Raw genomic sequence first — 24,890 nt, 5'->3', positions numbered from 1 at the left:
ATCTGCGCTTATTCTGCCGGACCCAGCAGCCCGCCGTGCCGGATGGTGTCGGCGTACCAGAGGGCGCTCGACTTCATTGTCCTGATCTGCGTCTCGTAGTCCACATAAACCAGGCCGAAGCGCTTGCCGTACCCCCAGGCCCACTCGAAGTTGTCCATCAGCGACCAGGCGAAGTAGCCCCGCAGCGGGATGCCCGCCTCGATGGCGTCGTGGCAGACCCGCAGGTGCGTGTCGATGTACGCGGCCCGCTCGGGGTCGTGGATCGTGCCGTCCTCCGCGACCACGTCGTCGAAGGCCGCGCCGTTCTCTGAGATGTAGAGCGGGAGTCGCGGGTATTCGGCGACGAGCCGGTCGAGCACCTCGCGCAGCCCCGAGCCGTCGATCTCCCAGCCCATCCCGGTGACCGGCCGGCCACCGTTGACGAACCCGACATGCTCGCTGCCCACCCAGGGCGAGCCGGAGTCCGTCGGCGCCGCCGACGCCGACTGCGCACCGCCGGGAGCCCCGGACACGGTGAAGCGGCTGTAGTAGTTGATCAGCAGCATGTCGAGGGGCGCGGCGATCGTCGCCAGGTCGCCGTCCTCGATGAAATCGAGGTCGGTGACGGCGCCGAGGTCCTTCAGCACGTCCTCGGGGTATTCGCCCTTCAGCAGCGCGTCCAGGAAGAAGCGGTTCTGCAGGCCGTCGATGCGCCGTGCCGCGTCCGCGTCCTCCTCGCTGTCGGTGGCCGGGGAGATCGCGTACAGGTTCACGCACCCGCCGATCTGCGAGTCCGCGTTCTGCGCGCGCATCGCCTGTGCGGCCAGGCCGTGGGCGAGGTTGAGGTGGTGCGCGGCGCGGATCGCCGCGGCCGGCTCACGCCGCCCGGGGGCGTGCTCTCCGGAGGCGTACCCGAGGAAGGCCGCGCACCACGGCTCGTTGACCGTGCTCCAGTTCCGCACGCGGTCGCCGAGCTCGGCGTGCACGGCGGCGGCGAAGTCGGCGAAGCGCTTCGACGTGTCGCGTGCCGGCCACCCCCCGGCGTCCTCCAACGCCTGGGGCAGATCCCAGTGGTAGAGGGTCAGCCAGGGGTCGATGCCGTAGCTGAGCAACTCGTCGACCAGCCGCTTGTAGAAGTCGAGGCCCTTGGTGTTGTACGCCCCCGAGCCGAGGGGCTGGATCCGCGGCCACGAGACGGAGAACCGGTAGGCGGTCAGCCCGAGATCGGCCATCAGCCGGACGTCCTCGGCGTACCGGTTGTAGTGGTCGATCGCGACCTCGGCGTGGTCGCCGCCCACGATCCGGCCGTCCTGGCGGCAGAAGGTGTCCCAGATCGAGACCCCCCGCCCGTCCGCCGAGATCGATCCCTCGATCTGGTAGGCGGACGTGGCGGCTCCCCAGACGAACCCGGTAGGGAACATCAGGCCTGAGGGCTGGGTCTCGGGTCGTGTGCCTTGCGTGGTCACGCTTTGACTGCACCTTCCATGAGTCCGCCGATGATCTGTCGGCCGAACGCGATGAAAACGACGATGAGCGGGATGATCGACATCAGCGTGCCGCTGAAGATCAGCACGTAGTCCGTGCCGTACTTCGCGTTGAGCGAGTTGATGGCGACCTGGACGGTCGGGTTGTCCGGCGTCAGCACGAGCAGCGGCCACATGAAGTCGTTCCAGGTCAGCATGAACGTGTTGATGCCGAGCACCGCCATGCCCGGCCGTACGGCGGGCAGGATGACGTTCCACCAGATCCGCATCGTGGACGCGCCGTCCACCCGGGCGGCCTCCACCAGCTCGTTCGGCACGGCCTGGTCGGTGTACTGCGTCATGAGGAAGACGCCGAAGCCGTTGAGCAGGTACGGCATGATCACGGCCTTGATCGTGCCGACCCACTCGAGGCTGACCATCACCCGGTAGAGGGGCACGATGCCCATCTGCTGCAGCGGCACCATCATGGTCACCAGGACCAGCAGCAGCAGGATCTTGCCACCCTTGAAGCGGAGCCTGGCGAACGCGAAACCGGCGAACGTCGAGATCATCACCACGGAGGCGGTCACCGTGACGGCGATGATCAGGGAGTTGGTCAGACCGGTCAGGTAGTGCGCGTCCGGGTTGGACAGCACGCGCTGGATGTTCTCGCCGAGATTGCCGCCGGGCAGGAACGGCGGCGGGATGTCGGTGGCCTCCCGGTTGGAGCGCGAGGCGATGATGATCATCCAGTAGAGCGGGAAAGCCGAGATGACGATCGTGATGGCGAGCACGATCTTCGTGAACGGAGTTGCGGCCCAGATGCCGGCGGCTCCTCCGGACGCCTTGGTGCGGCGCCGCCGCGTGCCGGCGGGCGCGGAGAGCGTGGTCACTTGTTGCCCCCGATCCGGCGGATGAGCAGGAAGTTGATCAGTGATCCGATGAGGATGAGCAGGAACAGCAGCCAGGCGGCGGCCGAGGCATAGCCGTAGTCGAACTCGCGGAAGCCCTCTTCGAAGATGAACATCGAGACGGTCTGGAACTGGCTGTCGGTGCCGCCGTGGACGTTGCCGTTGTAGAACGTGGTCGGCTCGGCGAACAGCGTGAGACCGCCGATCGTCGAGTTCAGCACCACGAAGATCATGGTCGGCCGGAGCATCGGCACGGTGATCTGCCAGAACTGACGCCGCCGGGACGCGCCGTCGATCGAGGCCGCCTCGTAGAGGTCCTTGGGGATCGTCTGCATGCCGGCGAGGAAGATGATCGCGTTGTAGCCGGTCCACCGCCAGTCGACCATCGTGGCGATGGCGAGCCAGGAGGGGATGCGCTGGGCCTTCCAGTCGATGGGGTCGACCCCGAACCAGCTGAGGATCCAGTTGATCACACCCCAGTCCCGGCCGTAGAGCTGGGTGAAGACGACCGCCACCGCGACCACCGAGGTGACCAGGGGGAGCAGGACGCCCATCCGGACCAGCAGCTGGCCCCTGAACCGCTTGTTCAGCGCGTTGGCGAGCAGTAGCGCCAGCAGCATCTGCGGGACCGTCGCGATGACGAACATGCCCAGCGTGTTGACGACCGCCTTCCAGAAGGCGGAGTCGGCGAGCATCGCGGTGTAGTTGCCCAGGCCGGTCCACTCGACCGTGCCGGTGAGGTCGTACTTGTAGAAGGAGTAGTAGAGGGTGAAGCCGAGGGGGAACAGCCCGAAGAGCAGGAAGAGCAGATAGTACGGCGAGACCAGGAGGTACGGCGCGGCCTTGAGGTCCAGCCAGGTCCGGAAGGACCGGGGCGAATTCCGCCGGACGTGCCTCCTGCCGGGGGGAACCGGCGCCCGGGTGGGTTGGCCGGCGTCGACGTGCAGGCTCATGGATTACCTTTCAGTGAAAGCAGGCGACCGGCCCGCCGGCGGGGTGCCGCTGCGGCGGGCCGGTGTTCACCTGGCGGGCGAGGGTCAGCCCGCGGCCTTCACGGCGTCGTCGACGAGCCGCTTCCAGCCCTCGGCGTACGGCACGGAGCCGTCGTCGATGGCCGAGACCACCGACTCCACCGCGTTCTTCACCTGGGCGTGCTTCACACCGAGGAAGACCGGCTGGAGCGCGCCGGCCGACTTGACGAAGATGTCACCGACCGGGGCGTCGTTGAAGTACTCGTTCTTCGCGCCCTGGACGGCCGGGTCCTGCTGGGCCTGGACGTTGCTCGGCAGGTTGCCGGAGTAGTTGAAGACGCTCACCTGGCCTTCCTTGCCGGTCAGGTACTCGAGGACCTGGGCGGCCTCCTTCGGGTGCTTGGACTGCTTGGGCACCGCGAGCCAGGAGCCGCCCCAGTTGCCGCCGCCGCCGGGCACCGCCGCGACGTCCCACTTACCGGCGAACTCCGGACCGGCCGCGTCGTCGCCGCTGACCACGCCGAGCATCCAGGCCGGGCAGCCGAGGGTGGCGAACTGCGACTTCTTCATGCCGGTCTTCCACTCGTCGGTGAAGTTGCGCAGCTTGGCGGTGAGTCCCTCCTTGCTGATCTTCTCGGCGAAGTCGTAGGCCGTCTTGACCGCCGGGTTCGAGTCGACGATCAGCTTGTTGTCCTTGTCGAAGTAGGCGACGTTGCCGTTCTTGGCGGCCTCCTGCACCAGGACCACGTTGTAGAGCGTGTTGGTGCCGTCGACGAACTTGGTGTCCTTGACCTTGGCCTGGAACTGGTGGCCGACCTTGACGAAGTCGTCCCAGGTGGGCCAGAGCTTGCCGACCTCCTCGCGGTCGGAGGGCAGGCCGGCCTTCTCGAACAGGTCCTTGCGGTAGCACAGGCTCATGCCGCCGACGTCGGTGCCGAGCGCGAACAGCTTGCCGTCGACGGTGACGCCGTTCTCCCACTTCCAGGCGGGGAAGTCCGCCTGGTGGTTGTTCAGGCCGAACTCGCCGAGGTCGGCCCACCACTCGGGGTGCGCCTTGGCGAGGCCCATGCCGCCTTCCTCGATGCCGACCACGTCGCCCGCGCCGGCGCCGGACTGCAGCCACTGGATCATCTGCGGCCAGTAGGTCTGCTCGAACTGGTCGGTCAGGTTGTCATATTTGATCTGGATGTCGGTGTGCTCGGCGTTCCACTTGTCGACGGCCTCCTTGAAGCCGAAGTTCTTGCCGCCGCCGAACGTCTGGAGCGTGATCGTGACCTTCTCTGCGGCGGCCGAGGACCCGCCGTCCGACGGAGTGCTGCTGCTGCCGCCGTCGTCGGTGCTGCAGGCGCTGATGACGCTCAGGGCGAGCGCGGACGCCGCGGCGATCGCGAGCATCCTGCCGCGACGCGAGTTGCCAATCATTGCGGACCCCTCTCAGGTGGTATCCCGAAGTCTCATTGGGAGGGTTGTGTCTCAGGCCGGTCCCCGAGCTGACGGCCCGTGATCTGTAACTGCTGCTCGGCGCTGCCGTGCCCGTTGCGAATCCAGGGTTGGGAGCGCTCCCACGAAGAGTCCTCTATTGGGCCCTCAGGCGTCAATACGCTGAAACCTAACTGTTACTCCGCGGGGGGTTAGAGCCCCGAAAAGGGATAGAACCGGATGAACTTCGCCTGGGAGCGCTCCCATGGTCATATGGGTAGAAACGTGGGAATGGCCACCGCCCCTCCGGGCGGTGGCCATCCGAGGCGGACGCACCGATCACGGGACCTGCGCCGGCGGTGCGCGCCCGCCGGTCGCGCTCGCCGAGTCGGCGACCCGGCAGGTGATGCCGACGCAGGCGCGCAGCATCGCCAATCGCGCCGATAGGGTGGCCAGCAGGAAGGGATCGGCCGTCGCGGCGAGGTTGTGCATCTGCGCGGGATCGCTGCTCAGGTCGTAGAGTTGTCGCTCACCCGTGGCGTACTCCACGTAGCTGTAGTGGTCGGTGCGCAGGACGCCGTAGTCGGGCGGGGTCTTCGGCGAGTAGTCGGCGTGGGCGAACTCCACGAGCACGGCGTCGCGCCAGGGCACCGCACGGCCGTGCAGGAGCGGGGCGAGCGAGCGGCCCTCGGCGAACGCGGGCGCCACGGTCCCGGCGATTTCGGCGAACGTGGGCGCGAGGTCGACCGTTGAGGCCAGCGCGCCGATCCTGCTGCCGGGGACGATGCCCGGGCCCCTGACCACGAGGGGGATGCGGATGTCCTCTTCGAAGGGCGTCGTCTTGCCCGGGCGCAGCCGATGCTGGCCCAGATGGAAGCCGTTGTCGGAGGTGAAGAAGATGTAGGTGTCGTCCAGGCGGCCGGTCTCGGCCAGGGTGGAGACCAGGGCGCCCACCATGTCGTCGACGCCCAGCATGGCGCGCAGCCGGTTCCGGTGCACCCGGTCGATCCTGCGCACGTCCTTCGCCGACAGCGGCGCGTGCTTTCTGAGCCACAGCGGCTCGGCCGAGGTGTCCGCCTGGTCGAACGACGCGGTCCTGGGCGCGATCTCGTCGCTGAACGCGTCGGCGTGCCTGGGGGCGTAATTGGCGGGCAGGTGCGGCGCGACCGGGGCCAGGTAGAGGAAGAACGGCCCGGTGGTCGAGGTGGCGAACGCGCTCGCCTTCGTGCTCAGCACGTCCTCGAGGTAGTCCTCGGCCGCGTGGCCGTACTGCCGGATGGTCCCGTTCTCGTTGAGCGCGTAGCCGTACTCCTGATAGAGCCTGGTGACGGGGACCGCCCACTCGTCCCAGCCCCGCGGGACGTACGACCAGCTCGCGCCGGTCGGATAGTTGTTGAGGTACTTGCCCAGCAGGGCGGTGCGGTAGCCGGCGTCGTGCAGCCATGTGCCGACCGTGGAGGCCTCCAGCGGCCGGAACTTGGGAAAGCCGCCGGTCGGCGGCCGGTTGCTCACCACATGGTGGCTGTGCATGTACTGTGACCGCAGGATCGACGATCGGGAGGGGCAGCACCAGGGGTTGGTGGCGAAGAAGCGGGAGAACGTCGCCCCCTGACGGACCAGCAGGTTCCAGATGTTGGGAAACCGGCTGAGATCCATGGCGTCCAGATCGTCCACCAGGATGAACACGATGTTCGGCCGATGGGGCGTGGCGGGTTGCGCGCGTGAGGGCTCTCCGTGGGCGATGCCGGAGAGTGCGAGGCACAGGGTGAGTGCGGCGGCCAGCCGGGTCGGCCATCTCCCGCGCCCCCTCGCGATCGCCGCCCTCTTGGGGAACAGCGCTCTCATGCGGACCGCTGCCCTCTTGAGGAACAGGGCTCTCTTTGTGAACGGCACGGCAGGGATCGTAACCGCACGCTGGACAGCGGAAACACACAGAGCGTAACTGCTTCGACGCAAAAAGTGAACAAATCGCACGAAAGGCGTGCGAAACGCCAGCCCTGCTCACGTCCTCCGCGGCGGCCTCGTGCCCCGCCCGCCCTCAGCGGGAGGCCGAGTCGGAGACCGCGGCGCCGTACGCGGCGCCGGAGGCCGGATCGGGCGCCGCCTCGGGCGCCGGATCGGGTGCCGTTTCCGCCGCGGGGTCGGGCGACAGCGGCAGCCTGACGACGAACCGGACGCCCGCGTCCTCGCACTCGACGTGAATCGTGCCGCCGTGCGACTCCACGACCTCGCGGGCGATGGCGAGGCCGAGCCCGGTCCCGCCGTGGGTCCTGCTCCTGGCGGTGTCGCGCCGGTAGAACCGTTCGAAGATCCGGTCGCAGTCCCCCTGCGGGATGGGCTCGCCGTCGTTGAACACCGACAGCACGGCGTGCTCACCGGTTTCGTCGCGGACCCGGCCGACCTCGGCGTGCACCCGCGTCGCCGCGTGCCGCTCGGCGTTGTCGAGCAGGTTGGTCACCACCCGGGAAAGCTGCGGGCGCAGCCCTTTGACCGTCACGCCCGGCGCGGCCTGGAGGTGTGTCGGCACCCGGTCCGGGCGGGAGCGGATCTCGGCGGTGAGCAGTTCCCCGAGGTCGAGGAACTCGCGCACGGTGGGCGGGGCGGTGCCGAGCCGCGCCAGCAGGAGCAGGTCCGTCACGATCGCCTCGAGCCTGCCCGTGTCGCGCAGGGCCGCCTCGACGGCCTCCTCGGTGTCCTCCGGATGCAGGCGGGCGCACTCCAGCTGGGCGCGGATCCCCGCTATGGGCGTGCGCAGCTCGTGCGAGGCGTCGGCGGCGAACTGCCGCTGCTGCTGGATCGACCGCTCCAGCCGGGACAGCGCGTCGTTGGCGGTCCTGGCGAGCCTGGCGATCTCGTCGTCACCGGGGGGTTCCGGCACCCGGCAGCCGGGGTTTGACGGCGCGACCTCCCCGAGCTCCGACCGGATCGCCTCGACGGGGCGCAGGGCACGTCCGGCGACCAGCCAGGCGATCGATGCCACCCCGCCGCAGAGCAGCAGGCACGCGAGCAGGAGCCCCAGCTCCGGCAGCCGGGTGCCGAGAACGGCCGGGGTGGCCCGGCCCGCGTACACCACGGCGGAGTCCGGCTCGGGGGAGACCTTGACCGCGGTCACGTAGAGGCACTCGCCGTGCGGCAGCGAACACGAGGTGGCCCGGCTGACCCGCGTGTGGGGGGCGGGACGTAAGGGGCTGAGCCGGCGCAGCTCCCTGGCCGGTGCGCTGGCCGCCATGATCCGCCCGTCCGAGGTGACCACCTCGATGAGGTCGATGCCGTTCCCGCTCGTCGGCAGCGGGTCGGGCAGCCGCCCCACCTGGACCTCCGCGGCGATCCGGCTCGCGGTCGACAGGCTGTCGTCCCAGATCCGGTCGGCGATGCCGTGCCGCAGGACGATGTCCGCGATGATCGCCACCGGGATGAGGACGAGCGCGGCGGCGGCTGTGGCGATCAGCGTCAGACGTGCCCTGAGGGACGGTACGCGCGGCCAGGGGAGGGACATGTCCCGAGGCTACTGATGGTCATCTCGTGGAAACTTCGCGACAGCGAAAATTCGAGGCCAAAGTTATTCAAAGTGGGACCAAGTGGATGTTTGCCCGCTCTTTCTGAAACTTGCGGAAGGAGCATGCATGGATCGGCGGTGTCTCGTACGCGCGCTCCGATGTCGACCCATGCCCGGCCCACCGCCGTAACGGCGGCGCGACCCGTGTCGGAGACTGTTGGTGTCGGCCCCGGTAGGAAGGCAGGTGGTGGGCATGTTGCTGCGGCTGCGGGTCTCGCTCCCGGACCGCCCCGGAGTGCTGGGGCAGGTGGCCCGGGCCTTCGGGGTGATGGGCGCCGACATTCTGCAGGTCACCGTGCTGGAACGGCGGGCCGGGCGCGCCGTGGACGACTTCACCGTCTTCTGGCCCGGCCTGTTCGAGCCCGGCGAGCTGCGTGACCGGATCTGCGTGGTCCCCGGCGCCCGGGTCGACGGGGTGTGGCCGACACGGGAGGCCCCCGGCACGAGCCCCGACTACGACCTGCTCGGCCACATCGCGGGCGAACCGGAACGGGCGATCGTCACGCTGGTCGACGCGATGCCCGACGTGGTGAGCGCCGAGTGGGCGGTCGCGGTCGACTCCGGGAGCGGCGCGGTGCTGCACGGGAGCTGGCAGGCGCCCGAGGACGTGCCGGCCGCGGACCTGACCCCGCTGCGCGCCTCCGCCATGACCAGGGACGGACTGCACCTGGCGTGCGTGCCGATGGACGGGACGCACCTGGTCGTGGCCCGGTCACAGGGGCCGCCGTTCCACCAGGCCGAGCTCGACAAGATCGCCAGGTTGACGGGCATCGTCTGCGCCCTGGCCCGATCGGCCGCCGGCCGGGAGCACGCTACCGGCGCGGCGGGTCTATCCGGGCGCCGCTCTGGGTGAACAGCATCAGACGGGAGACGTCGACGGCGACCCGGCCGTGCTCGCCGGCCCGCCACACGGGACGGTTGCCCAGCCGGACGATCAGGTCGGCCCGCCGGTGCGTGCCGTACCCCGCCGGCGGCGGGGTGTGCTCCTCCTCGGAGCTCCCGCCACCCCCCAGGAGCCTGCGCATGATCGAGCGGGTCTTGCCGTTGGCCCCGGCGCCGCCGTTCATGTGGCGACGGGGGTCCGGCGGTTCCGGCACGGTGACGGCGGGGATGCCCGCCTCCAGGTAGGCCAGCCACTCGTGGCCGTGATATTCCAGGGTGCGGACCCGGCCGAAGAAGCTCGGCCCCTCCGTCTGCTCGGGCACCGGCGTCAGCCCGTCCGGCCGGATGCCCACGATGATCTGCGCGCCGGTGTGCTGGGAAACGGCGTACGCACGTGGATCGGTCCATGGCATCGTGATTTGGTGCGGGCCGAAATCCAGCATGATGAACTGGTTCTGCGGCGTCCGGACGGTGGCGGCGAGCAGGTTGAGCTGCTGTGAGTTGAGGAACGCGGCGGTGAAGGCGGTGGCCGGGTCGTTGTAGACCTGGGCGGGGGTGCCGACATCCTGCAGCACGCCACGATTCATGATCGCGATGCGGTCGGCCAGGGTCAGCGCCTCGACCTGGTCGTGCGTCACGTAGATCGTGGTGACCCCGAGCGCACGCACCAGCGATGAGATCTCCATGCGCAGTTCTGTGCGCATGCCGGCGTCGAGGTTGGACAGCGGCTCGTCCATCAGGAACAGGGACGGCTGCCGTACGATCGCGCGGCCCATGGCGACACGCTGGCGCTGCCCGCCGGACAGGGTGCCCGGCCGGCGGTCCAGGGTCTCCTCGATGTGCAGCGCGCGGGACAGCTCCACCACCCGCTCGCGGACCATGTTCGGGTCGGTCTTGGCGATCTCCATCGGGAAGGACAGGTTCCCGCGTACGGATCGGTGCGGATAGAGCGCCCCATTCTGGAACACCATCGCGACATCGCGGTCGCGAGGTGCGTAGTCATTGGCGAGTTGGCCGGAAAGCCACAGATCGCCTGATGTGATCTCCTCCAGCCCCGCGATCATGCGCAGCAGGGTGGACTTCCCGCAGCCCGAGGGCCCGAGCAGGACGAGAAGCTCCCCCTCGTCCGCGCGCAGGCTCAGGCGGTCTACCGCGAGAAATCCCCCCGGGTAGACCTTCGTCACGTTGTCGAGGACGACGGTGCTCATCAAAAGCTCGTTCCTCCCGGGCGCCGCGCCCGGATCCCCAGCCATCGGTTGTGATTGATGAGGTAGTACATCGCGTCTCGGCCACGAATGTCCATACATCCAATGAACAATCCGGCAACTACTGCTATTTCAAGGTGACTAAATCACTTTCTCCATAAAAAGTAGTTTGTCGGATTTGATGCCAGCTGGGCCGAGACCGGCCGAAGGTCACGACTTTGCGGAAACTTTCTGCAAGGTCTTTCACCACGGCTCGGCGGCCGGTACGTTCCGACGTAAACCCCCGAACAAGGAGCGCAACCAGATGCGGCGAGTCATCACGGCCGCGGCTACCGCCGCGGCGCTGACCCTGGCGGTGGCGGCATGCGGTGGCGGTGACGGCGGCACCGGTACGGCTCCCGCCTCCAGTGCGGCGCCCGCCGAGGTCTCGGGTGAGATCACGTGGTGGGACACCTCGGACGCGACCACCGAGGCCCCCGCGTTCAAGGAGCTCGTCGAGGAGTTCCACGCGAAGTATCCGAAGATCAACGTGACCTACGTCAACGTGCCCTTCGCCGACGCCCGGGACAAGTTCAAGACGGCCGCCCCGTCCGGATCCGGCGCCCCCGACGTGCTGCGCACCGACGTCGGCTGGGTGGCGGAGTTCGCCTCGCTCGGCTACCTCGCGCCGCTCGACGGCACCCCGGCCGTGGACAGGCCGGAGGAGTTCCTGCCCACGCCGGCGGCCAGCGGCAGGTTCGGCGGCAAGACGTACGGCGTGCCGCAGGTCACCGACACGATCGGCCTGCTCTACAACAAGGAGCTGCTGAAGAAGGCGGGCCACGACGCCCCGCCGGCCACCATGGCCGAGCTGAAGCAGACCGCGCTCGACGTCAAGTCGAAGACCGACGCCGACGGCATCGCGCTCAACGTCGACGCCTACTTCCTGCTGCCGTTCATCTACGGCGAGGGCGGAGACCTCGTCGACGCGCAGAACAAGAAGATCACGATCTCGTCGCCGCAGTCCGTCGCGGGCGTCAAGATCGTCGAAGACCTGATCGAGTCGGGTGCGGCCGCCAAGCCCGCCCTGCAGGACAGCTACACCAACGCCGAGACCGCCTTCAAGGAAGGCAAGGTCGCGATGATCTTCAATGGCCCGTGGTCGAACGCCGACAACCTCGGCGGCAAGGTGTTCAAGGACGACCCGGACAACTTCGGCGTCGCCCCGGTCCCGGCCGGCTCGGTGCGATCGGGCGCCCCCGTCGGCGGCCACGACTACACCGTCTACGCCGGCTCGAAGAACCTCGCCGCTGCGTATCTGTTCGTCCAGTTCATGGCCTCGGCGGAGAGCCAGGCCAAGATCGCCGGAGAGCTGGGCCTGCTGCCCACCCGCACCCCGGCGTACGGCATGCCCGCAGCGACCGCGAACCCGAAGATCGCGCAGTGGCAGAAGCCGATGGAGTCGGCCGTGGAGCGGCCGTGGATCCCGGAGGCGGCCTCGCTGTTCCAGCCGCTGGTGGAGGGCTACCAGAGGCTCGCCGGCGGTCAGACGACCACCGAGCCGATGCTGGAGGACGTGGCCACCGCCTACGAGGGCATCCTCAAGGGCTGGAGCCGGTGACCCGATGACGACCGATGCCGCCGCGGCTGGGCGGGCCGCGCCCCCGGGTGCGGTGCGGCGTGCCCTTTCCCGGCACTGGTACGCGTGGGCGATGACGGCCCCGGTCGTCATCGTCACGCTCGTGCTGGTCGGCTACCCGCTGCTGCGTGGCGTTTACCTGTCGCTCACCGACGCGACCGAGGCCAACATGGGCCGCACCATCGGGATGAACGTCATCCCCGCGACGTACGAGTTCATCGGGCTGCGCAACTACGTGGAGATCCTCACCTCGGCCACGTTCGTCGGGCGCCTGACCTGGACCATCGTCTGGACGGCGGTGTGCGTCGCCCTGCACGTGGGCATCGGGCTGGGCATGGCGTTGCTGCTCAACCGGCCGATGCGCCTGCGGTCGGTCTACCGGGTGCTGCTCGTGCTGCCCTGGGCCGTACCGGCGTTCGTGTCGGCGTTCATCTGGCGTTACCTGCTCAACGGCGAGTTCGGCGTGATCAACGCCATGCTCCGGGCGGCCGGGTTCGCCGGGATCGCCTGGCTCGACGACCCCTTCTGGGCGAAGGTCTCGGTGATCGTCTGCAACGTCTGGCTGGGCGTGCCGTTCATGATGCTCGCCATGCTGGGCGGCCTGCAGGCCATCCCGCGCGAGCTGCACGAGGCGGCCGAGGTCGACGGAGCCTCGCCCCGGCAGCGGTTCCGCCACATCACGCTGCCCGGCCTGCGCCCGGTGTCGAGCACCGTGGTGCTGCTCGGCACGATCTGGACGTTCAACCAGTTCCCGGTCATCTTCCTGCTCACCAAGGGCGGGCCGGCCGGGTCCACGGAGATCCTCGTCACGTACGCCTTCCGGGAGGCGTTCGAAGGCATCCGCGACTACTCGGGCTCGGCCGCCTGGGGCATGGTGATCCTCGCCCTGCTCGCGGTGCTGGCCGTCGTCTACCGGCGTGCGCTCGGCCGGCAGGGGGAGGCATGGTGACGGGCTCCTCCCAGGTCGTCCAGGGGTCCCGGCGGACGCCCCGGCCGCGTGGCGAGCGCGGCCCGCTGAAGTCGATCGCGCTGCACCTCACGCTGATCACGGCGAGCCTGATCGCGGTCTTCCCGGTCGCCTGGCTGGTGCTGACCTCGCTCAAGCCCAGGACGGTCATCGAGTCGGCCTCGGTCCGGCCGTTCGAACAGCCGACGCTGGACAACTACGCGCAGGTGCTCGGGGACACCAAGTTCCTCACCTGGGCCGCCAACGCGATCGCCGTCTCGCTGCTCACCGCGGTGATCGGCGTGCTGCTGTCGGCCACCACGGGCTACGCCGTGAGCCGCTTCCGGTTTCCCGGCCACCGGTCGATCATGTGGATGCTGCTGGTCACCCAGATGTTCCCGGTGGCCATCCTGATCGTGCCGATCTACAACCTGCTGGCCGGGCTCGGGCTGATCAACCGGCTTCCGTCGCTCGTCATCGCGTACCTCACCTCGACCGTCCCGTTCTGCGCCTGGATGATGCGGGGTTACTTCAACACGGTGCCGGTGTCGATCGACGAGGCGGGACTGGTGGACGGGCTGACGCCGTTCGGCGCGTTCTGGCGGCTCATCCTGCCGCTGGCCAAACCGGGGCTGGCCGTGGCCGCCTTCTACTCGTTCCTCACCGCCTGGGCGGAGGTCGCGTACGCGACCGCGTTCATGACCGGCGACGACAAGTACACGCTCGCCGTCGGCCTCAGCCAGTTCGTCGGGCAGCACAAGGCGGAGTGGGGCCTGCTCACGGCGTCGTCGGTGCTGATCGCCATCCCGGCGGCCGTCGTCTTCCTGCTCGTCCAGCGCCATCTGGTCACCGGCCTCACCGCCGGGGCCGCGAAGGCATGACATCACCATGAGAATCGGGGGATACACATGACCGAAGTCGCCCTGCACCCATCGGCGCGGACGACGGCCACCCGCTGGTGGCGGGACGCGGTGATCTACCAGGTGTACGTGCGCAGCTTCGCCGACGGCAACGGCGACGGCGTCGGCGATCTGCTCGGCGTCCGCAGCCGGCTGCGCTACCTGGCCGATCTGGGCGTGGACGCGATCTGGCTGACGCCGTTCTACCCCTCGCCGATGGCCGACTTCGGCTACGACGTGGCCGACTACCGCGACGTCGACCCGATCTTCGGATCGCTGGCCGATGCCCGGGCGTTGATCGACGACGCCCACCGGCACGGCCTGAAGATCATCGTGGACGTCGTGCCGAACCACACCTCCGACGAGCACCCCTGGTTCCTCGCGGCGCTGGCGGCCGGCCCCGGCTCCCCCGAGCGGGAGCGCTACATCTTCCGGCACGGCAGGGGCACGACCGGGGAACTGCCGCCCAACGACTGGGAGTCGATCTTCGGCGGCCCGGCCTGGACCCGGGTGGCCGACGGGCAGTGGTACCTCCACCTGTTCGCCCCCCAGCAGCCCGACCTCAACTGGGAGCACCCCGAGGTGCACGAGGAGTTCGCCGATGTGCTGCGGTTCTGGCTCGACCTCGGCGTGGACGGCTTCCGGATCGACGTGGCGCACGGCATGGTCAAGGCGCCCGGACTGCCGGACGTCGGCCACACCGGCCAGGTGCGGATGATCGGCACCGAGGTGGTGCCGTACTTCGACCAGGACGGCGTGCACGAGATCCACCGCTCCTGGCGGCGCATCCTCGACTCCTACGACGGCGAGCGGATCGGCGTGGCCGAGGCCTGGGCGCCGACCCCGCGGCGGCTCGCCGACTACGTCCGCCCCGACGAGCTGCACCAGGCGTTCAACTTCCACTTCCTCACCACCCCCTGGGACGCGGCCGGGTTCCGCACGGTCATCGACGAGTCGCTCCGCACGGCGGGACTGGTGGGCGCGCCCTCGACCTGGGTGCTGTCCAACCACGACGTGAAACGGCACGTCACCCGGTACGGCGGGGGCGAGCTCGGCCTGCGCCGCGCCCGCGCGGCCGCCCTGCTCATGCTCGCGCTGCCCGGCTCGGCCTACATCTACCAGGGCGAGGAGCTGGGGCTGCCCGAGGTGCTCGACCTGCCGGAGGAGTATCTGCGCGACCCGCAGCGGCTGCGCGCCCCCGACAGCGGCCGGGACGGCTGCCGGGTGCCGCTCCCGTGGACCGCGACCGGGGAACCGCCGTACGGCTTCGCCCCGCCGGGGATCTACGAGAGCTGGCTGCCGATGCCGGGCGAATGGCGGGACCTCAGCGTCGAGGCCCAGCTCAGGGACGAGACGTCCATGCTCGTCCTCTACCGGGCGGCGCTGGCGATCCGGCGCGGCCGCCCCGATCTCGGCGACGGCCCGCTCGGCTGGCTGGACGGCCCGCCCGGCACGCTGGCGTTCTCCCGCGGCGGCTCCTTCGCCTGCCTGGTGAACATGACGTCCGAGTGGGTCGAGATCGGTGCGGCGCCCGGGACGCCACTCCTCGCGAGCGACCCTCAGGCCGGGCACGGAGATCCGGTCCGGCTTCCCCCGGACTCGGCTACCTGGTGGGATATCGGTCGGTAATGTCTAAACCCATGAACAACACCACGCGGCTCGCCGACATCGCGGCTCAGGCAGGGGTGAGCGAGGCCACGGTGAGCCGCGTGCTGAACGGCAAGGCGGGGGTCTCCGCCGCCACCCGGCAGGCCGTGCTGACCGCGCTCGACCTCATGGGCTACGAGCGCCCCCAGCGGCTGCGCCGGCGCAGCAACGGCCTGATCGGGCTGGTCATCCCCGAGCTCGGCAACCCGATCTTCCCGGCGTTCGCGCAGGCCGTGGAGAAGCCGCTGACCCAGCACGGCTACACCCCGATCCTGTGCACCCAGGAGCCCGGCGGCGCCCCCGAGGACGAGTTCACCGAGATGCTGCTGGACCGGGGGGTCTCCGGCATCGTCTTCGTGTCCGGTCTGCACGCCGACACCACGGCCCGGATGGACCGGTACGCCCGCCTCACCGACCGCGGCCTGCCGATCGTGCTGGTGGACGGCTACAACGAGACGATCCCCGCGCCGTTCATCTCACCCGACGACCGGCTCGCTGCCCGCCTGGCCGTACAGCACCTGGTCGATCTCGGGCACGAGCGGATCGGCCTGGCCCTGGGGCAGCGGCGGTACGTCCCCGTCATCCGCAAGATCGAGGGGTTCCGGCGGGCGATGTCCGAGCTGCTCGGCCTGGCCGACGTCGACGACCTCATCCAGCACTCGCTGTTCTCGGTCGAGGGCGGGCAGGCGGCGGCGGGCGCGCTCCTCGACCGCGGCTGCACCGGCATCTTCTGCGCGAGCGACCTCATGGCGCTCGGCGCGATCCGCGCGGCGCGCGAGCGCGGGCTGTCGGTGCCGGGCGAGGTGTCGGTGGTCGGGTTCGACGACTCGCCGCTCATGGCGTTCACCGATCCGCCGCTCACCACGGTGCGCAAACCGATCGGCGCGATGGCGGCCGCCGCCGTGCAGACGCTGCTCGAGGAGATCGGCGGCACGCCCGCCAAGCACGTGGAGCTCGTCTACCAGCCCGAGCTCGTCGTGCGCGGCTCGACCGGATCCGGCCCACTCGTTCATCGCTGACGGCGTGTCCCAGAAAGGGGCGGGCCCGTGACCGCCGGGTTACAAGGTCACGGGCCCAGGTTTCCATGAACGTGACTCCGGATTGCGGGCACGAGCATGGCCGTCGGCTCCGCCGAGGGAGGATGGCTCGGCCGACGAGGTATGCGAGATCAGGGACTGGTTCGCAGACAGGCGGCCTCCGCGGCGAGTTTCTCGATCCGAGGATAGTCGCCGGCCGCCAGCAGGACGGCCGGCGTGACCCAGCTTCCCCCGACACAGCCCACGTTGGCCAGGGCCAGATAGGACGGCGCGTTCGCCGGCGTGATCCCGCCCGTCGGGCAGAACCGGACATCGGGCAGCGGACCGGACAGGGCCTTGAGATAGGACACGCCGCCGGCCGACTCGGCGGGGAAGAACTTCATCTCCCGCACGCCCTGCTCCGCCAGCGTCATCGCCTCCGTCGCCGTGGCCACCCCCGGCAGGTACGGCACGCCGGACGAGACCATCGCGGCGAGCAGCGACGGCGTGGTCCCGGGGGAGACGAGGAACCTCGCGCCGGCGCCGAGCGCGGCGGTCACGTCGTCGGCCGTGCGGACCGTCCCGGCGCCCACCACGGCGTCGGGCACCTCCGCCGCGATGCGCCGGACGGCTTCGAGCGCGGCGGGCGTACGCAGCGTGATCTCGATGACCGGCAGTCCGCCGGCCACCAGGGCCCGGGCGAGCGGCACCGCCGTACCGGCGTCCTCGATCACGACGACCGGCACCACGGGGGTGAGGTCAAGAAGGCTCATGACGGCTCCACATTAGATGACTTGCGCATCGGGAGGACTTCCCCGGATGCCTGCTGCGTCAGCCAGGCCGCCGCTCCGGCCAGCGCGGGCTGCCCGGCGACGATCAGTGAGGTGGCGATCGGGGCGAGATATTCGCGCAGCGCCGGGATGCTCTCCTCGAACCGCGCACGGAACGCGCTGGCCGGGATGCGGCCGGCGATCCTCGGCAGCACGCCGCCGCCGAGATAGACGCCGCCCCGTGCGCCCAGCGTGAGCGCGACGTTGCCGGCGAACCCGCCGAGCAGCGCGAGGAACACCTCGACGGTCTCGACGCACAGCGGGTGCTCCGACGCCACGATCTCCGAGGCGGTCCGCGCCCGCGGGTCGACCCCGCGCACCAGCGCCAGACCTCGATGGAGCCGTGACAGCCCCGGGCCGGACAGCAGGTGCTCGGCGTCCACGTACGGCAGGCCGTCGGCGCGCAGCGCCCGGACGACGTCGATCTCCAGATCGGACACGACCGGGACCGACACGTGCCCGCCCTCGCCCGGCAGCGGCACCCATTCCGTGCCGTACGGCACCAGCCCCCCGACGCCGAGGCCGGTCCCCGGACCGAGCACCGCCTTGGGCAGGCCGGCCGCCGGGGGCGGGCCGCCGAGCGGCACGAGGTCGTCCTCCGCCAGGTGCGGCAGCGAGAACGCGAGCGCCTCGAAGTCGTTGAGCAGCACCGTGTGCGGAATGCCCAGCTCGGTGACCGAGCCCGACCATCCCGCGTTGGTCAGCCGGTAGCGGTCGCCCTCGACCGGTCCGGCTATCGCCAGACACGCGGCCCCCGGCCGAACTCCGCCCGCATGTTCTGCGAGATAGGCGGCTACGGCATCGGCAAGGCCGAGATGCTGGGAAACGTTGAGTACGGCTATCGCCTCCGGCTGCCCGCCGGGGCGGGTCACCAAACCGAATCGCGCGTTCGTGCCGCCGATGTCGGCGACCAGCCAGGGCGGCCTCATGCGACGTCTCCGAAGGCGTTCCCGAGGACGTCCGTACGGGCGTCGGCGCCGAAGGCGGGCCCGGCGGCGCCACGCGAGACGGTCGCCGGGAAGACGCTCGCCCCGTGGTCGGCCGGTCCGACCACGTGCCGGAAGGCGGCGAACAGCTCCCGCCCGGTGCCCTGCCACCGCTCGTCGCCGGGCGGGGCGCCCGCCGGGGCGCGGCCGGACAGGTCGGCGAGGACGGTGAGCGTCCCGGCGGACGAGTCGAGACGGATCATGTCGCCGTCGCGTACCAGGGCGATCGGCCCGCCGTCGGCGGCCTCCGGCGACAGGTGGATCGCCGCGGGCACCTTGCCCGAGGCGCCGGACATCCGGCCGTCGGTGACGATCGCGACCTTCCGCCCCCGGTCGAGCAGGACCGCCAGCGGCGGGGTGAGCTTGTGCAGCTCGGGCATCCCGTTCGCGCGCGGGCCCTGGTAGCGGACGACCGCGACGAAGTCCTGATCGTCGAGCTCGCCGTCCTCGAACGCGCGCAGCAGGTCGAGCTGGTCGTCGAACACCCTGGCCGGGGCCTCGATCACGAGGTGCTCCGGCTTGACGGCCGACACCTTGCTGACGGCCCGGCCGAGGTTGCCCGACAGGATGTGGATGCCCCCGTCGGGGGAGAACGGCTCGCTCACCGGGCGCAGCACCTCGCGTACGTCCAGGCCGTCGAGGCCGTCACCGCCCACGGGGACGGCGGTGCGCTCCGCCCAGACGAGCTCTCCCTCCTTGAGCTCGGGGGCGCTGCGGTAGTGGTCGAGGCCGGGGCCGGCCACGGTGAGCACGTCGCGGTGCAGCAGCCCGGCGTCGAGCAGGGCGCCGATGAACACGGCCATGCCGCCCGCGGCCTGGAAGTGGTTAACGTCCGCCTGGCCGTTGGGGTACATCCGGGCGAGCAGCGGCACGACCCGCGACAGGTCGGCCATGTCGTCCCAGGTCAGCGTGATGCCGGCGGCCGCGGCCACGGCGACCAGGTGCATGGTGTGGTTGGTGGAGCCGCCGGAGGCCAGCAGCGCCACGACCGCGTTGACGATCGCCCGCTCGTCGACGATCTCGCCGAGGGGGATGTACTCCCCGCCGTGCGGAGTGATCTCGACCGCCCGCCGGGCCGCCGCCCCGGTGAGCGCCTGCCGCAGCTCGGTGCGCGGGTTGACGAACGTCGCGCCCGGCAGGTGCAGGCCCATCACCTCCATCAGGAGCTGGTTGGAGTTGGCGGTGCCGTAGAACGTGCAGGTGCCGGGGGAGTGGTACGACGCGGCCTCGGCCTCCAGCATCTCGGCCCGGCCGATCGCGCCCTCGGCGAACCGCTGCCTGGCCCGCGCCTTGACCTTGTTCGGCAGGCCCGAGGGCATCGGCCCGGCCGGCACGAACAGCGCGGGCAGGTGGCCGAAGCGCAGCGCGCCGATCAGCAGCCCCGGCACGATCTTGTCGCAGACCCCGAGCAGCAGGGCGGCGTCGAACATGTCGTGCGACAGCGCGATCGCGGTCGCCATCGCGATCACGTCGCGACTGTAGAGCGACAGCTCCATGCCGGCGCGCCCCTGAGTGATGCCGTCGCACATGGCCGGCACACCGCCCGCGACCTGCGCCACGCCGCCGGCCGCGCGGACCGCCCGCTTCAGCTGCGCCGGATAGGTCTCGTACGGCTGATGCGCGGAGAGCATGTCGTTGTAGGAGGTGACGATCGCCACCCCGGGCTTGGCCGTACCACGCAGGTCGAGCCTGTCCGCCGCCGGGGCGGCGGCGAAGCCGTGCGCGAGGTTGGCGCACGCCAGTCGGCCGCGGGCCGGCCCCCGCTCGCGCAGCTCCTGCCCGGCCCGCCCGATCCGGTCGAGGTAGTCGGCACGGCTCACCCGACTGCGACGGCGGATCCGGTCGGTGACCCGGTTGATCACGTGGTTCGTCACGCTAGGGAGCGTAGCGGGGAGTTATGTGTTATTTCAAGCCTACTTTTGTATGTTGAGATGAATAAGTCATTGAGCTTCGGTCAGTGGATGTGCTTAACTTCGAGGGTGACGCGACTGGCGACCACCGGCGAGGTCTTCCAGCTCATCAGGAGCGGCGAGGGGGTCACGCGTGCCGACATCGGCCGCGTGACCGGACTATCGCGTCCCGCCGTCGCCGCGCGGGTCGCCGAGCTGCTCCATCGCGGGCTCATCGTGGAGGACGCCGTGGGCCCCTCGACGGGAGGCCGCCCGCCGGTCCGGCTGCGCTTCGCCGCCACCGGGGGAGTGGTCCCGGTGGCCTCGCTGGGCGCGAGCCGTACCCAGATCGCGCTCTGCGACCTGGCCGGCGAGGTGCTGGTGCGCACCGATGTGGAGATCGACGTCGAGGACGGTCCCGACGTCGTGCTGCCCCTGCTCATGGACACCTGGGACAAGCTGCTCGACGGGCGGGGCCCGGTCGTCGGCATCGGGCTCGGCGTCCCCGCCACCGTGGAGTTCGCCGCCGGGCGCACCGAGAGCGCCCGGGTCATGGCGAGCTGGACGGGGGTGGTCATCCCGCCGATCATCGCCGAGCGGTTTCCCGTGCCCGTCCTGGTCGACAACGACGTGAACGTCATAGCGATGGGCGAGCACCGCGCGGCGTACGCGGCCGACCTCGACGACCTGCTGTTCGTGAAGGTCTCCACCCGGATCGGCGCCGGGGTGATCTCCGGCGGGAGCATCCTGCGCGGCGCGCTCGGCGCGGCCGGTGAGATCGGCCACATCCAGGTCAGGGACGGCGGGGGAGTGCTCTGCCGCTGCGGCAACCTCGACTGCGTCGACTCGGTCGCCAGCGGCACCGCGATCCTGCGCGACCTGCGCGCCAAGGGCCGGGACGTACGCTCGCTCGCCGACGTGACCGCGCTCGTGCGCGCGGGCGACGCGGAGACCATGGCGGTGGTGCGGCTGGCCGGCCGCCGGCTCGGTGAGGTCATCTCGACCGCCGTCAACCTGCTCAACCCGGCCGTCGTCGTGCTCGGCGGCGACGTGGCGGAGATGTTCCAGCCGCTGGTCTCCGGCGTCCGCGAGGTGGTCTATCGCCGGTCGACCCAGCTCGCCACCCGCAGCCTGCGCATCGAGCGCAGCCGCCTCGGCGCGGGCGCCGGCATCACCGGCTGCGCCCTCATGGTCCTCGACCGCGTCCTGTCCGCCGACGCCATCGACCGCGTCGCCTGACCACCCACCCCCCATGGTGGTGATCTTGCGATTTCTCGCAGCCACGCCGTGAGCAGGCACGTTCCGTTCGTGATCTTGCGGTTTCTCGCACGCATATCCCCTGAGCGGCGGAAACGGCATTCGTGATCTTGTGCTGGGCGCCGACCGCAAGATCACGAAAGGTGAAGGCGCACGTCAGACGGCCTGCGTGCGAGAAAGTGCAAGATCACCGAAATGATCTGCGCAGGTCCGGTGGCGTCCGTGCAAGAATTCGCAAGATCACGGGGGGTGGCTCTAAAATCCTGGCGATCTAGATAAGTGCCAGGTGTTCGATCTCGGGGAGTGCGCGTGCGTGAGCGAGTCCGCCGTGTGGTCGAGTCGCGGCGGTTCCAGCGGCTCATCATCGCGGTGATCCTGGTCAATGCGGTGACCCTCGGTCTCGAGACCTCGCCCTGGGTGCTCACCCGGTACACCACCGAACTGCACATCGTCGACCATGTCGCGCTGTACGTCTTCGTGGCCGAGCTGCTGGCCAAGGTCTACGTCTACCGGCTGCGGTTCTTACGCGACCCCTGGAACGTTTTCGACGCGCTCATCGTCGCCTTCTCGTTCCTGCCCACGGCGGGCGGGCTGTCGGTGCTGCGGGCCCTGCGCGTGCTGCGGGCCCTGCGCCTGATCTCGGTGGTGCCCTCGCTGCGGCGGGTGGTCTCCGCGCTGCTCAGCGCGGTGCCCGGAATGACCTCGATCGTGCTGCTCCTCGGGCTGGTGCTCTACGTCGCCGCGGTCATGGGCACCAAGTTGTACGGCACGGCCGCGCCGGAGTACTTCGGCGATCTGCCCACCTCGCTCTTCACGCTGTTCCAGGTGATGACCGGAGACGGCTGGTCGGAGATCACCCGCGATCTCATGGACACCCACCCGTCGGCCTGGCTGTATTTCGTGGTGTTCGTCCTGATATGCACCTTCGTGGTGCTCAACCTCTTCATCGCCGTGGTGGTGAGCGCGATGGAGGAGGAGAGCCGGGAGGAGCGCAACGAGGACGCCACCGTGCTGGCCGAGGTGGCCGCCCTGCGTGCGGAGATCCAGGGCCTGCGGCAGACGCTCATCGACCCCTGACCCCGGTCCGTCGATCTCGACGTACGGGCGCGGGCGGGTCCGCCGCCCATTCTCTCGAGCCTCCGGCCCGGTCAGATGTCGAGGAGCTTCGCGACCTGCTGCTCCAGGGGGATCGCGTCGAGACGATTGTCGATCTCGGCGTACGGCACGACCGGCGGCTCGTCGACACGGATGGCCTTCAGGTATTCGTCGAAGCGGGCGAGCTTCCCGCCGTCCCGGTGCAGCCCGCGGCGGACGAGGCGGTCGCGCAGGGTGGGGCCGTCGGAGCGGATCCACACCAGCCGCACCTCGGGACCGCCGAGCTCGCGGACCCAGGTGTGCCATCGGGCGGCGTCGTGGACCTGACCGGTGAACGGCCCGCTGAGCATGACCGGGCAGCCGTGCGAACGGATCTCCCTGGCGGTCTCCGTCATCCCGCCGTATTCGTACCGTTTGATGTGTTCGTCGTACCAGGGGCCCTCCCGCTCGTCCGGCGGCCTGCCGTGGCCGGCGAGCACGGCCTCGACGAAGCCGCCGTAGAGCGTGTCCTTGTCCAGCAGCGCCGGGACCGGGTCGAGCCGGGCGAGCAGGAGCCCGCACACCGTGGACTTGCCCGCGCCCGGCGGACCCGAGACCACCCACGCCGGTGCAGCGGCGGTCATTCTGGCCGGCCGTACGGCTCGATCCGGTCCATCGGGGCTATCGGGGGATCGGCGTAGGGCCCCGACGCCTCCGGGTGACTCCCGGCCACCCGGAGGCTCGCCGCCTCGGTCACCCGCATCGCGTACAGATCGTTCGCGGGGTCGACGGGAATCAGGCCGTAGCCCGTGTCCACCTCGTCCTCGGCGAGATCGAGGTGCCGCCTGGCGGACTCCAGGTTCGCGCCGTGCGGGAGCCGTACGGTGATGAGTACTTTCCGCAATCTCGCTCCCCGCTGCCCGGCCGCGGTCTCAGGCCGCCCTGGCGGCCCTGCGCCGCAGGGCCGCGATGACGCCGGCGGCGTCCACGACACCGTACCCGTAGTCGTGGTCATAGCCTACGTCGCTGCGATCATCGGCGGTACGGCGCAGCAGGGTCCTGAGCTGGCTCGCCGACAGCTTGGCCGACGGCCACAGGGTGCGTACGGCGGCGACGAGACCGGCCGCGACCGGACAGGCGGCGGAGGTGCCCGAGTCGGGCTCCGTGTCACCGAAGGCCTGGGAGCCGGCGAAGTGGGTGTACGCGCAGAGGTCCGGCTTGCGTTCCGTGAGCCGTCCGGGCCCCTGGGAGGAGTAGCCGACCCGCGCCCCGTTGGTGTCGATCCCGCCGATCGACAGCACCTTGGGATGGGAGTTGGCCCCCACGATGGGCCGATCGGGGAAGGCGCAGCGCGAGTCCCGGCAGTCGCGGCCGCAGTTGCCCGCCGCGAACAGGATGTCGGCCCCGGCCTCGGCGAGGCTGCCGACGATCAGGTTGAACGGGTGGGCGGGGTTGTCCGAGTAGTTGCCCGGGCTGCCGGGCGGGAAGTCCCAGCGCGGGGAGAACGACCCCCAGCTGTTGCTGACCACGAGCGCGCGCGACCGCGCGGGCTGGGCCTCCAGCACGTCACGCAGGTGCGCGTACGCCGCGATCGCGTCGGAGAGCAGCCCGTCGAGCGTCGATCCGCCGCGCCGTCGCGACAGCAGCACCGGGATGTCGAGGAGCGACGCCTTGGGCGCGGCGATGAGCGCGTCGAACGCGCACATCGTGCCGTGGTCGATCGGATGCTCGCCCGGCTTTCCCGACACACCGTGGGGACTCCAGCTCCGGTCCTCGTCGACGGTGATCTCGTGCCCGAGCACGCGCTCGGCGTGGGCCGCGTTGATCCCCGTGTCGACGACGGCCAGGGCGACTCCGCCGCCGTCGAGTCCCTCGTCCGCCAGCTCGGCCACGTGCAGCAGCCGCTCCACGTCGTGCCAGTCGCCGACGGCCGGGTCGTCACCGCAGGTGAGGCAGCTCTCGATGACCGGGTCCGCGTAGACGGCGACGACCTCCCGGCGGGTCATGGGCAGCAGCGAGACGCGGGTGGAGATCTCGTCGTCGGCGATCTCACCGCAGACCACGACGGACGCCTCGTCCGGGCGCATCGAGAAGGTCAGCGGCTGGTTGAGGGAGAGCGGGTCGGCGCCGGGCGTGGCGGGGACCGGACGGGGCACCGCGACGGGCGCGAACGCGTGGTCGAGGACGACGCCCGGCAGCCCGTCCGCCACGTCGGAGGCGGTGACGGCGACGGTGGGATCGGCGACCGCCGCGACCAGGTCGGGCGACGGGCGGACCTGGATGAGAACGCGCATGACGATTCGCTCCGTATCGTTTCCGTTACGCGACGTCACCACCTTCCT

At 70.2% G+C, this 24,890-nt stretch carries 21 protein-coding genes; 8 read left to right on the top strand and 13 right to left on the bottom strand.

Going from position 1 to position 24,890, the window contains the following annotated elements; all coding sequences use genetic code 11:
• Nucleotides 1-8 precede the first annotated feature (8 nt).
• From AP234_RS06835 to AP234_RS06810, 6 genes are all read right to left on the bottom strand, one after another.
• The gene (locus tag AP234_RS06835; protein ID WP_055478660.1) at nt 9-1,400 is read right to left on the bottom strand and encodes a GH1 family beta-glucosidase; all 1,392 of its coding nucleotides are present in this window, start codon (nt 1,398-1,400) and stop codon (nt 9-11) included.
• A gap of 41 nt (nt 1,401-1,441) precedes the next feature.
• Nucleotides 1,442-2,335 (bottom strand): carbohydrate ABC transporter permease, encoded by an 894-nt coding sequence (locus tag AP234_RS06830; RefSeq protein ID WP_083501844.1) that lies wholly within the window; start codon nt 2,333-2,335, stop codon nt 1,442-1,444.
• Nucleotides 2,332-3,306 carry a carbohydrate ABC transporter permease gene (locus tag AP234_RS06825; RefSeq protein ID WP_055478659.1) on the bottom strand — a complete coding sequence of 325 codons (975 nt, stop codon included), beginning with the start codon at nt 3,304-3,306 and terminating at the stop codon, nt 2,332-2,334. The genes AP234_RS06830 and AP234_RS06825 overlap by 4 nt, the downstream gene beginning before the upstream one ends.
• An 84-nt stretch (nt 3,307-3,390) precedes the next feature.
• On the bottom strand, nt 3,391-4,746 hold the full coding sequence (locus AP234_RS06820) for an ABC transporter substrate-binding protein (RefSeq protein ID WP_055478658.1): 1,356 nt from the start codon (nt 4,744-4,746) through the stop codon (nt 3,391-3,393).
• A 336-nt stretch (nt 4,747-5,082) separates the two neighbouring features.
• Nucleotides 5,083-6,636, bottom strand: a complete 1,554-nt coding sequence (locus tag AP234_RS06815) for a sulfatase family protein (RefSeq protein WP_235557997.1) — start codon at nt 6,634-6,636, stop codon at nt 5,083-5,085.
• 145 nt (nt 6,637-6,781) lie between these two features.
• Entirely contained in the window at nt 6,782-8,239 is a 1,458-nt protein-coding gene (locus AP234_RS06810; RefSeq protein WP_055478656.1) for a sensor histidine kinase, read from the bottom strand.
• 253 nt (nt 8,240-8,492) lie between these two features.
• On the opposite strand from AP234_RS06810, the gene AP234_RS06805 reads away from it, so the two are divergent.
• The gene (locus tag AP234_RS06805; RefSeq protein ID WP_055478866.1) at nt 8,493-9,152 is read left to right on the top strand and encodes an amino acid-binding protein; all 660 of its coding nucleotides are present in this window, start codon (nt 8,493-8,495) and stop codon (nt 9,150-9,152) included.
• Here the strand turns inward: AP234_RS06805 and AP234_RS06800 are convergent.
• Nucleotides 9,112-10,389: an ATP-binding cassette domain-containing protein gene (locus AP234_RS06800; protein WP_055478655.1), complete on the bottom strand. Its 1,278-nt coding sequence runs from the start codon at nt 10,387-10,389 to the stop codon at nt 9,112-9,114. The genes AP234_RS06805 and AP234_RS06800 overlap by 41 nt on opposite strands.
• A gap of 301 nt (nt 10,390-10,690) precedes the next feature.
• Here AP234_RS06800 and AP234_RS06795 point away from each other — a divergent pair, with 301 nt between their 5' ends.
• From AP234_RS06795 to AP234_RS06775, 5 genes are read left to right on the top strand one after another with little or no spacing between them, the layout of a single operon-like run.
• Entirely contained in the window at nt 10,691-11,986 is a 1,296-nt protein-coding gene (locus AP234_RS06795) for an extracellular solute-binding protein (RefSeq protein ID WP_055478654.1), read from the top strand.
• A gap of 4 nt (nt 11,987-11,990) precedes the next feature.
• Nucleotides 11,991-12,953 (top strand): carbohydrate ABC transporter permease, encoded by a 963-nt coding sequence (locus AP234_RS06790; RefSeq protein WP_055478653.1) that lies wholly within the window; start codon nt 11,991-11,993, stop codon nt 12,951-12,953.
• On the top strand, nt 12,947-13,831 hold the full coding sequence (locus AP234_RS06785; RefSeq protein ID WP_055478652.1) for a sugar ABC transporter permease: 885 nt from the start codon (nt 12,947-12,949) through the stop codon (nt 13,829-13,831). The genes AP234_RS06790 and AP234_RS06785 overlap by 7 nt, the downstream gene beginning before the upstream one ends.
• A gap of 27 nt (nt 13,832-13,858) precedes the next feature.
• Nucleotides 13,859-15,478 carry a glycoside hydrolase family 13 protein gene (locus AP234_RS06780; protein ID WP_055478651.1) on the top strand — a complete coding sequence of 540 codons (1,620 nt, stop codon included), beginning with the start codon at nt 13,859-13,861 and terminating at the stop codon, nt 15,476-15,478.
• An 11-nt stretch (nt 15,479-15,489) separates the two neighbouring features.
• A complete protein-coding gene (locus AP234_RS06775) occupies nt 15,490-16,515 on the top strand; it encodes a LacI family DNA-binding transcriptional regulator (protein WP_055478650.1) in 1,026 nt (341 codons plus the stop codon).
• A 149-nt stretch (nt 16,516-16,664) separates the two neighbouring features.
• Here the strand turns inward: AP234_RS06775 and eda are convergent, their stop codons facing one another.
• The 3 genes from eda to edd are packed head-to-tail and all read right to left on the bottom strand — an operon-like array spanning nt 16,665 to nt 20,202.
• Nucleotides 16,665-17,285 (bottom strand): bifunctional 4-hydroxy-2-oxoglutarate aldolase/2-dehydro-3-deoxy-phosphogluconate aldolase, encoded by a 621-nt coding sequence (eda, locus tag AP234_RS06770; protein WP_055478649.1) that lies wholly within the window; start codon nt 17,283-17,285, stop codon nt 16,665-16,667.
• Nucleotides 17,282-18,271 (bottom strand): glucokinase, encoded by a 990-nt coding sequence (locus tag AP234_RS06765; protein WP_055478648.1) that lies wholly within the window; start codon nt 18,269-18,271, stop codon nt 17,282-17,284. Before AP234_RS06765 ends, eda begins: the two co-directional genes overlap by 4 nt.
• Complete coding sequence (edd, locus tag AP234_RS06760) at nt 18,268-20,202, bottom strand: phosphogluconate dehydratase (RefSeq protein ID WP_083501843.1); 1,935 nt, start codon at nt 20,200-20,202, stop codon at nt 18,268-18,270. The genes AP234_RS06765 and edd overlap by 4 nt, the downstream gene beginning before the upstream one ends.
• An 87-nt stretch (nt 20,203-20,289) precedes the next feature.
• Between edd and AP234_RS06755 the strand changes: the two genes are divergently transcribed.
• Nucleotides 20,290-21,456: an ROK family protein gene (locus tag AP234_RS06755; RefSeq protein ID WP_055478647.1), complete on the top strand. Its 1,167-nt coding sequence runs from the start codon at nt 20,290-20,292 to the stop codon at nt 21,454-21,456.
• A gap of 327 nt (nt 21,457-21,783) precedes the next feature.
• The gene (locus AP234_RS06750) at nt 21,784-22,551 is read left to right on the top strand and encodes an ion transporter (protein WP_055478646.1); all 768 of its coding nucleotides are present in this window, start codon (nt 21,784-21,786) and stop codon (nt 22,549-22,551) included.
• 71 nt (nt 22,552-22,622) lie between these two features.
• On the opposite strand, the gene AP234_RS06745 is transcribed toward AP234_RS06750, so the two are convergent.
• The 3 genes from AP234_RS06745 to AP234_RS06735 are packed head-to-tail and all read right to left on the bottom strand — an operon-like array spanning nt 22,623 to nt 24,842.
• Entirely contained in the window at nt 22,623-23,192 is a 570-nt protein-coding gene (locus AP234_RS06745) for an AAA family ATPase (protein WP_055478645.1), read from the bottom strand.
• Nucleotides 23,189-23,452 (bottom strand): hypothetical protein, encoded by a 264-nt coding sequence (locus tag AP234_RS06740; RefSeq protein WP_055478644.1) that lies wholly within the window; start codon nt 23,450-23,452, stop codon nt 23,189-23,191. The genes AP234_RS06745 and AP234_RS06740 overlap by 4 nt, the downstream gene beginning before the upstream one ends.
• Nucleotides 23,453-23,480: 28 nt before the next feature.
• Entirely contained in the window at nt 23,481-24,842 is a 1,362-nt protein-coding gene (locus tag AP234_RS06735; protein WP_055478643.1) for a S8 family serine peptidase, read from the bottom strand.
• Nucleotides 24,843-24,890 lie beyond the last annotated feature (48 nt).

Source organism: Sphaerimonospora mesophila (assembly GCF_001417795.1).
Taxonomy (GTDB): Bacteria; Actinomycetota; Actinomycetes; order Streptosporangiales; family Streptosporangiaceae; genus Sphaerimonospora; species Sphaerimonospora mesophila.
Note: the sequence above shows the minus strand (reverse complement) of the source record. Positions and strands in the feature narration are given on the sequence as shown.

Excerpts from the sequence above, each read along its gene's own strand:
- AP234_RS06835 (WP_055478660.1), bottom strand. The coding sequence starts at position 1,400 with ATGTTCCCTACCGGGTTCGTCTGGGGAGCCGCCACGTCCGCCTACCAG.
- AP234_RS06825 (WP_055478659.1), bottom strand. The coding sequence starts at position 3,306 with ATGAGCCTGCACGTCGACGCCGGCCAACCCACCCGGGCGCCGGTTCCC.
- AP234_RS06820 (WP_055478658.1), bottom strand. The coding sequence starts at position 4,746 with ATGATTGGCAACTCGCGTCGCGGCAGGATGCTCGCGATCGCCGCGGCG.
- AP234_RS06810 (WP_055478656.1), bottom strand. The coding sequence starts at position 8,239 with ATGTCCCTCCCCTGGCCGCGCGTACCGTCCCTCAGGGCACGTCTGACG.
- AP234_RS06805 (WP_055478866.1), top strand. The coding sequence starts at position 8,493 with ATGTTGCTGCGGCTGCGGGTCTCGCTCCCGGACCGCCCCGGAGTGCTG.
- AP234_RS06800 (WP_055478655.1), bottom strand. The coding sequence starts at position 10,389 with ATGAGCACCGTCGTCCTCGACAACGTGACGAAGGTCTACCCGGGGGGA.
- AP234_RS06795 (WP_055478654.1), top strand. The coding sequence starts at position 10,691 with ATGCGGCGAGTCATCACGGCCGCGGCTACCGCCGCGGCGCTGACCCTG.
- AP234_RS06790 (WP_055478653.1), top strand. The coding sequence starts at position 11,991 with ATGACGACCGATGCCGCCGCGGCTGGGCGGGCCGCGCCCCCGGGTGCG.
- AP234_RS06785 (WP_055478652.1), top strand. The coding sequence starts at position 12,947 with ATGGTGACGGGCTCCTCCCAGGTCGTCCAGGGGTCCCGGCGGACGCCC.
- AP234_RS06780 (WP_055478651.1), top strand. The coding sequence starts at position 13,859 with ATGACCGAAGTCGCCCTGCACCCATCGGCGCGGACGACGGCCACCCGC.
- AP234_RS06775 (WP_055478650.1), top strand. The coding sequence starts at position 15,490 with ATGAACAACACCACGCGGCTCGCCGACATCGCGGCTCAGGCAGGGGTG.
- eda (WP_055478649.1), bottom strand. The coding sequence starts at position 17,285 with ATGAGCCTTCTTGACCTCACCCCCGTGGTGCCGGTCGTCGTGATCGAG.
- AP234_RS06765 (WP_055478648.1), bottom strand. The coding sequence starts at position 18,271 with ATGAGGCCGCCCTGGCTGGTCGCCGACATCGGCGGCACGAACGCGCGA.
- AP234_RS06755 (WP_055478647.1), top strand. The coding sequence starts at position 20,290 with ATGTGCTTAACTTCGAGGGTGACGCGACTGGCGACCACCGGCGAGGTC.
- AP234_RS06745 (WP_055478645.1), bottom strand. The coding sequence starts at position 23,192 with ATGACCGCCGCTGCACCGGCGTGGGTGGTCTCGGGTCCGCCGGGCGCG.
- AP234_RS06735 (WP_055478643.1), bottom strand. The coding sequence starts at position 24,842 with ATGCGCGTTCTCATCCAGGTCCGCCCGTCGCCCGACCTGGTCGCGGCG.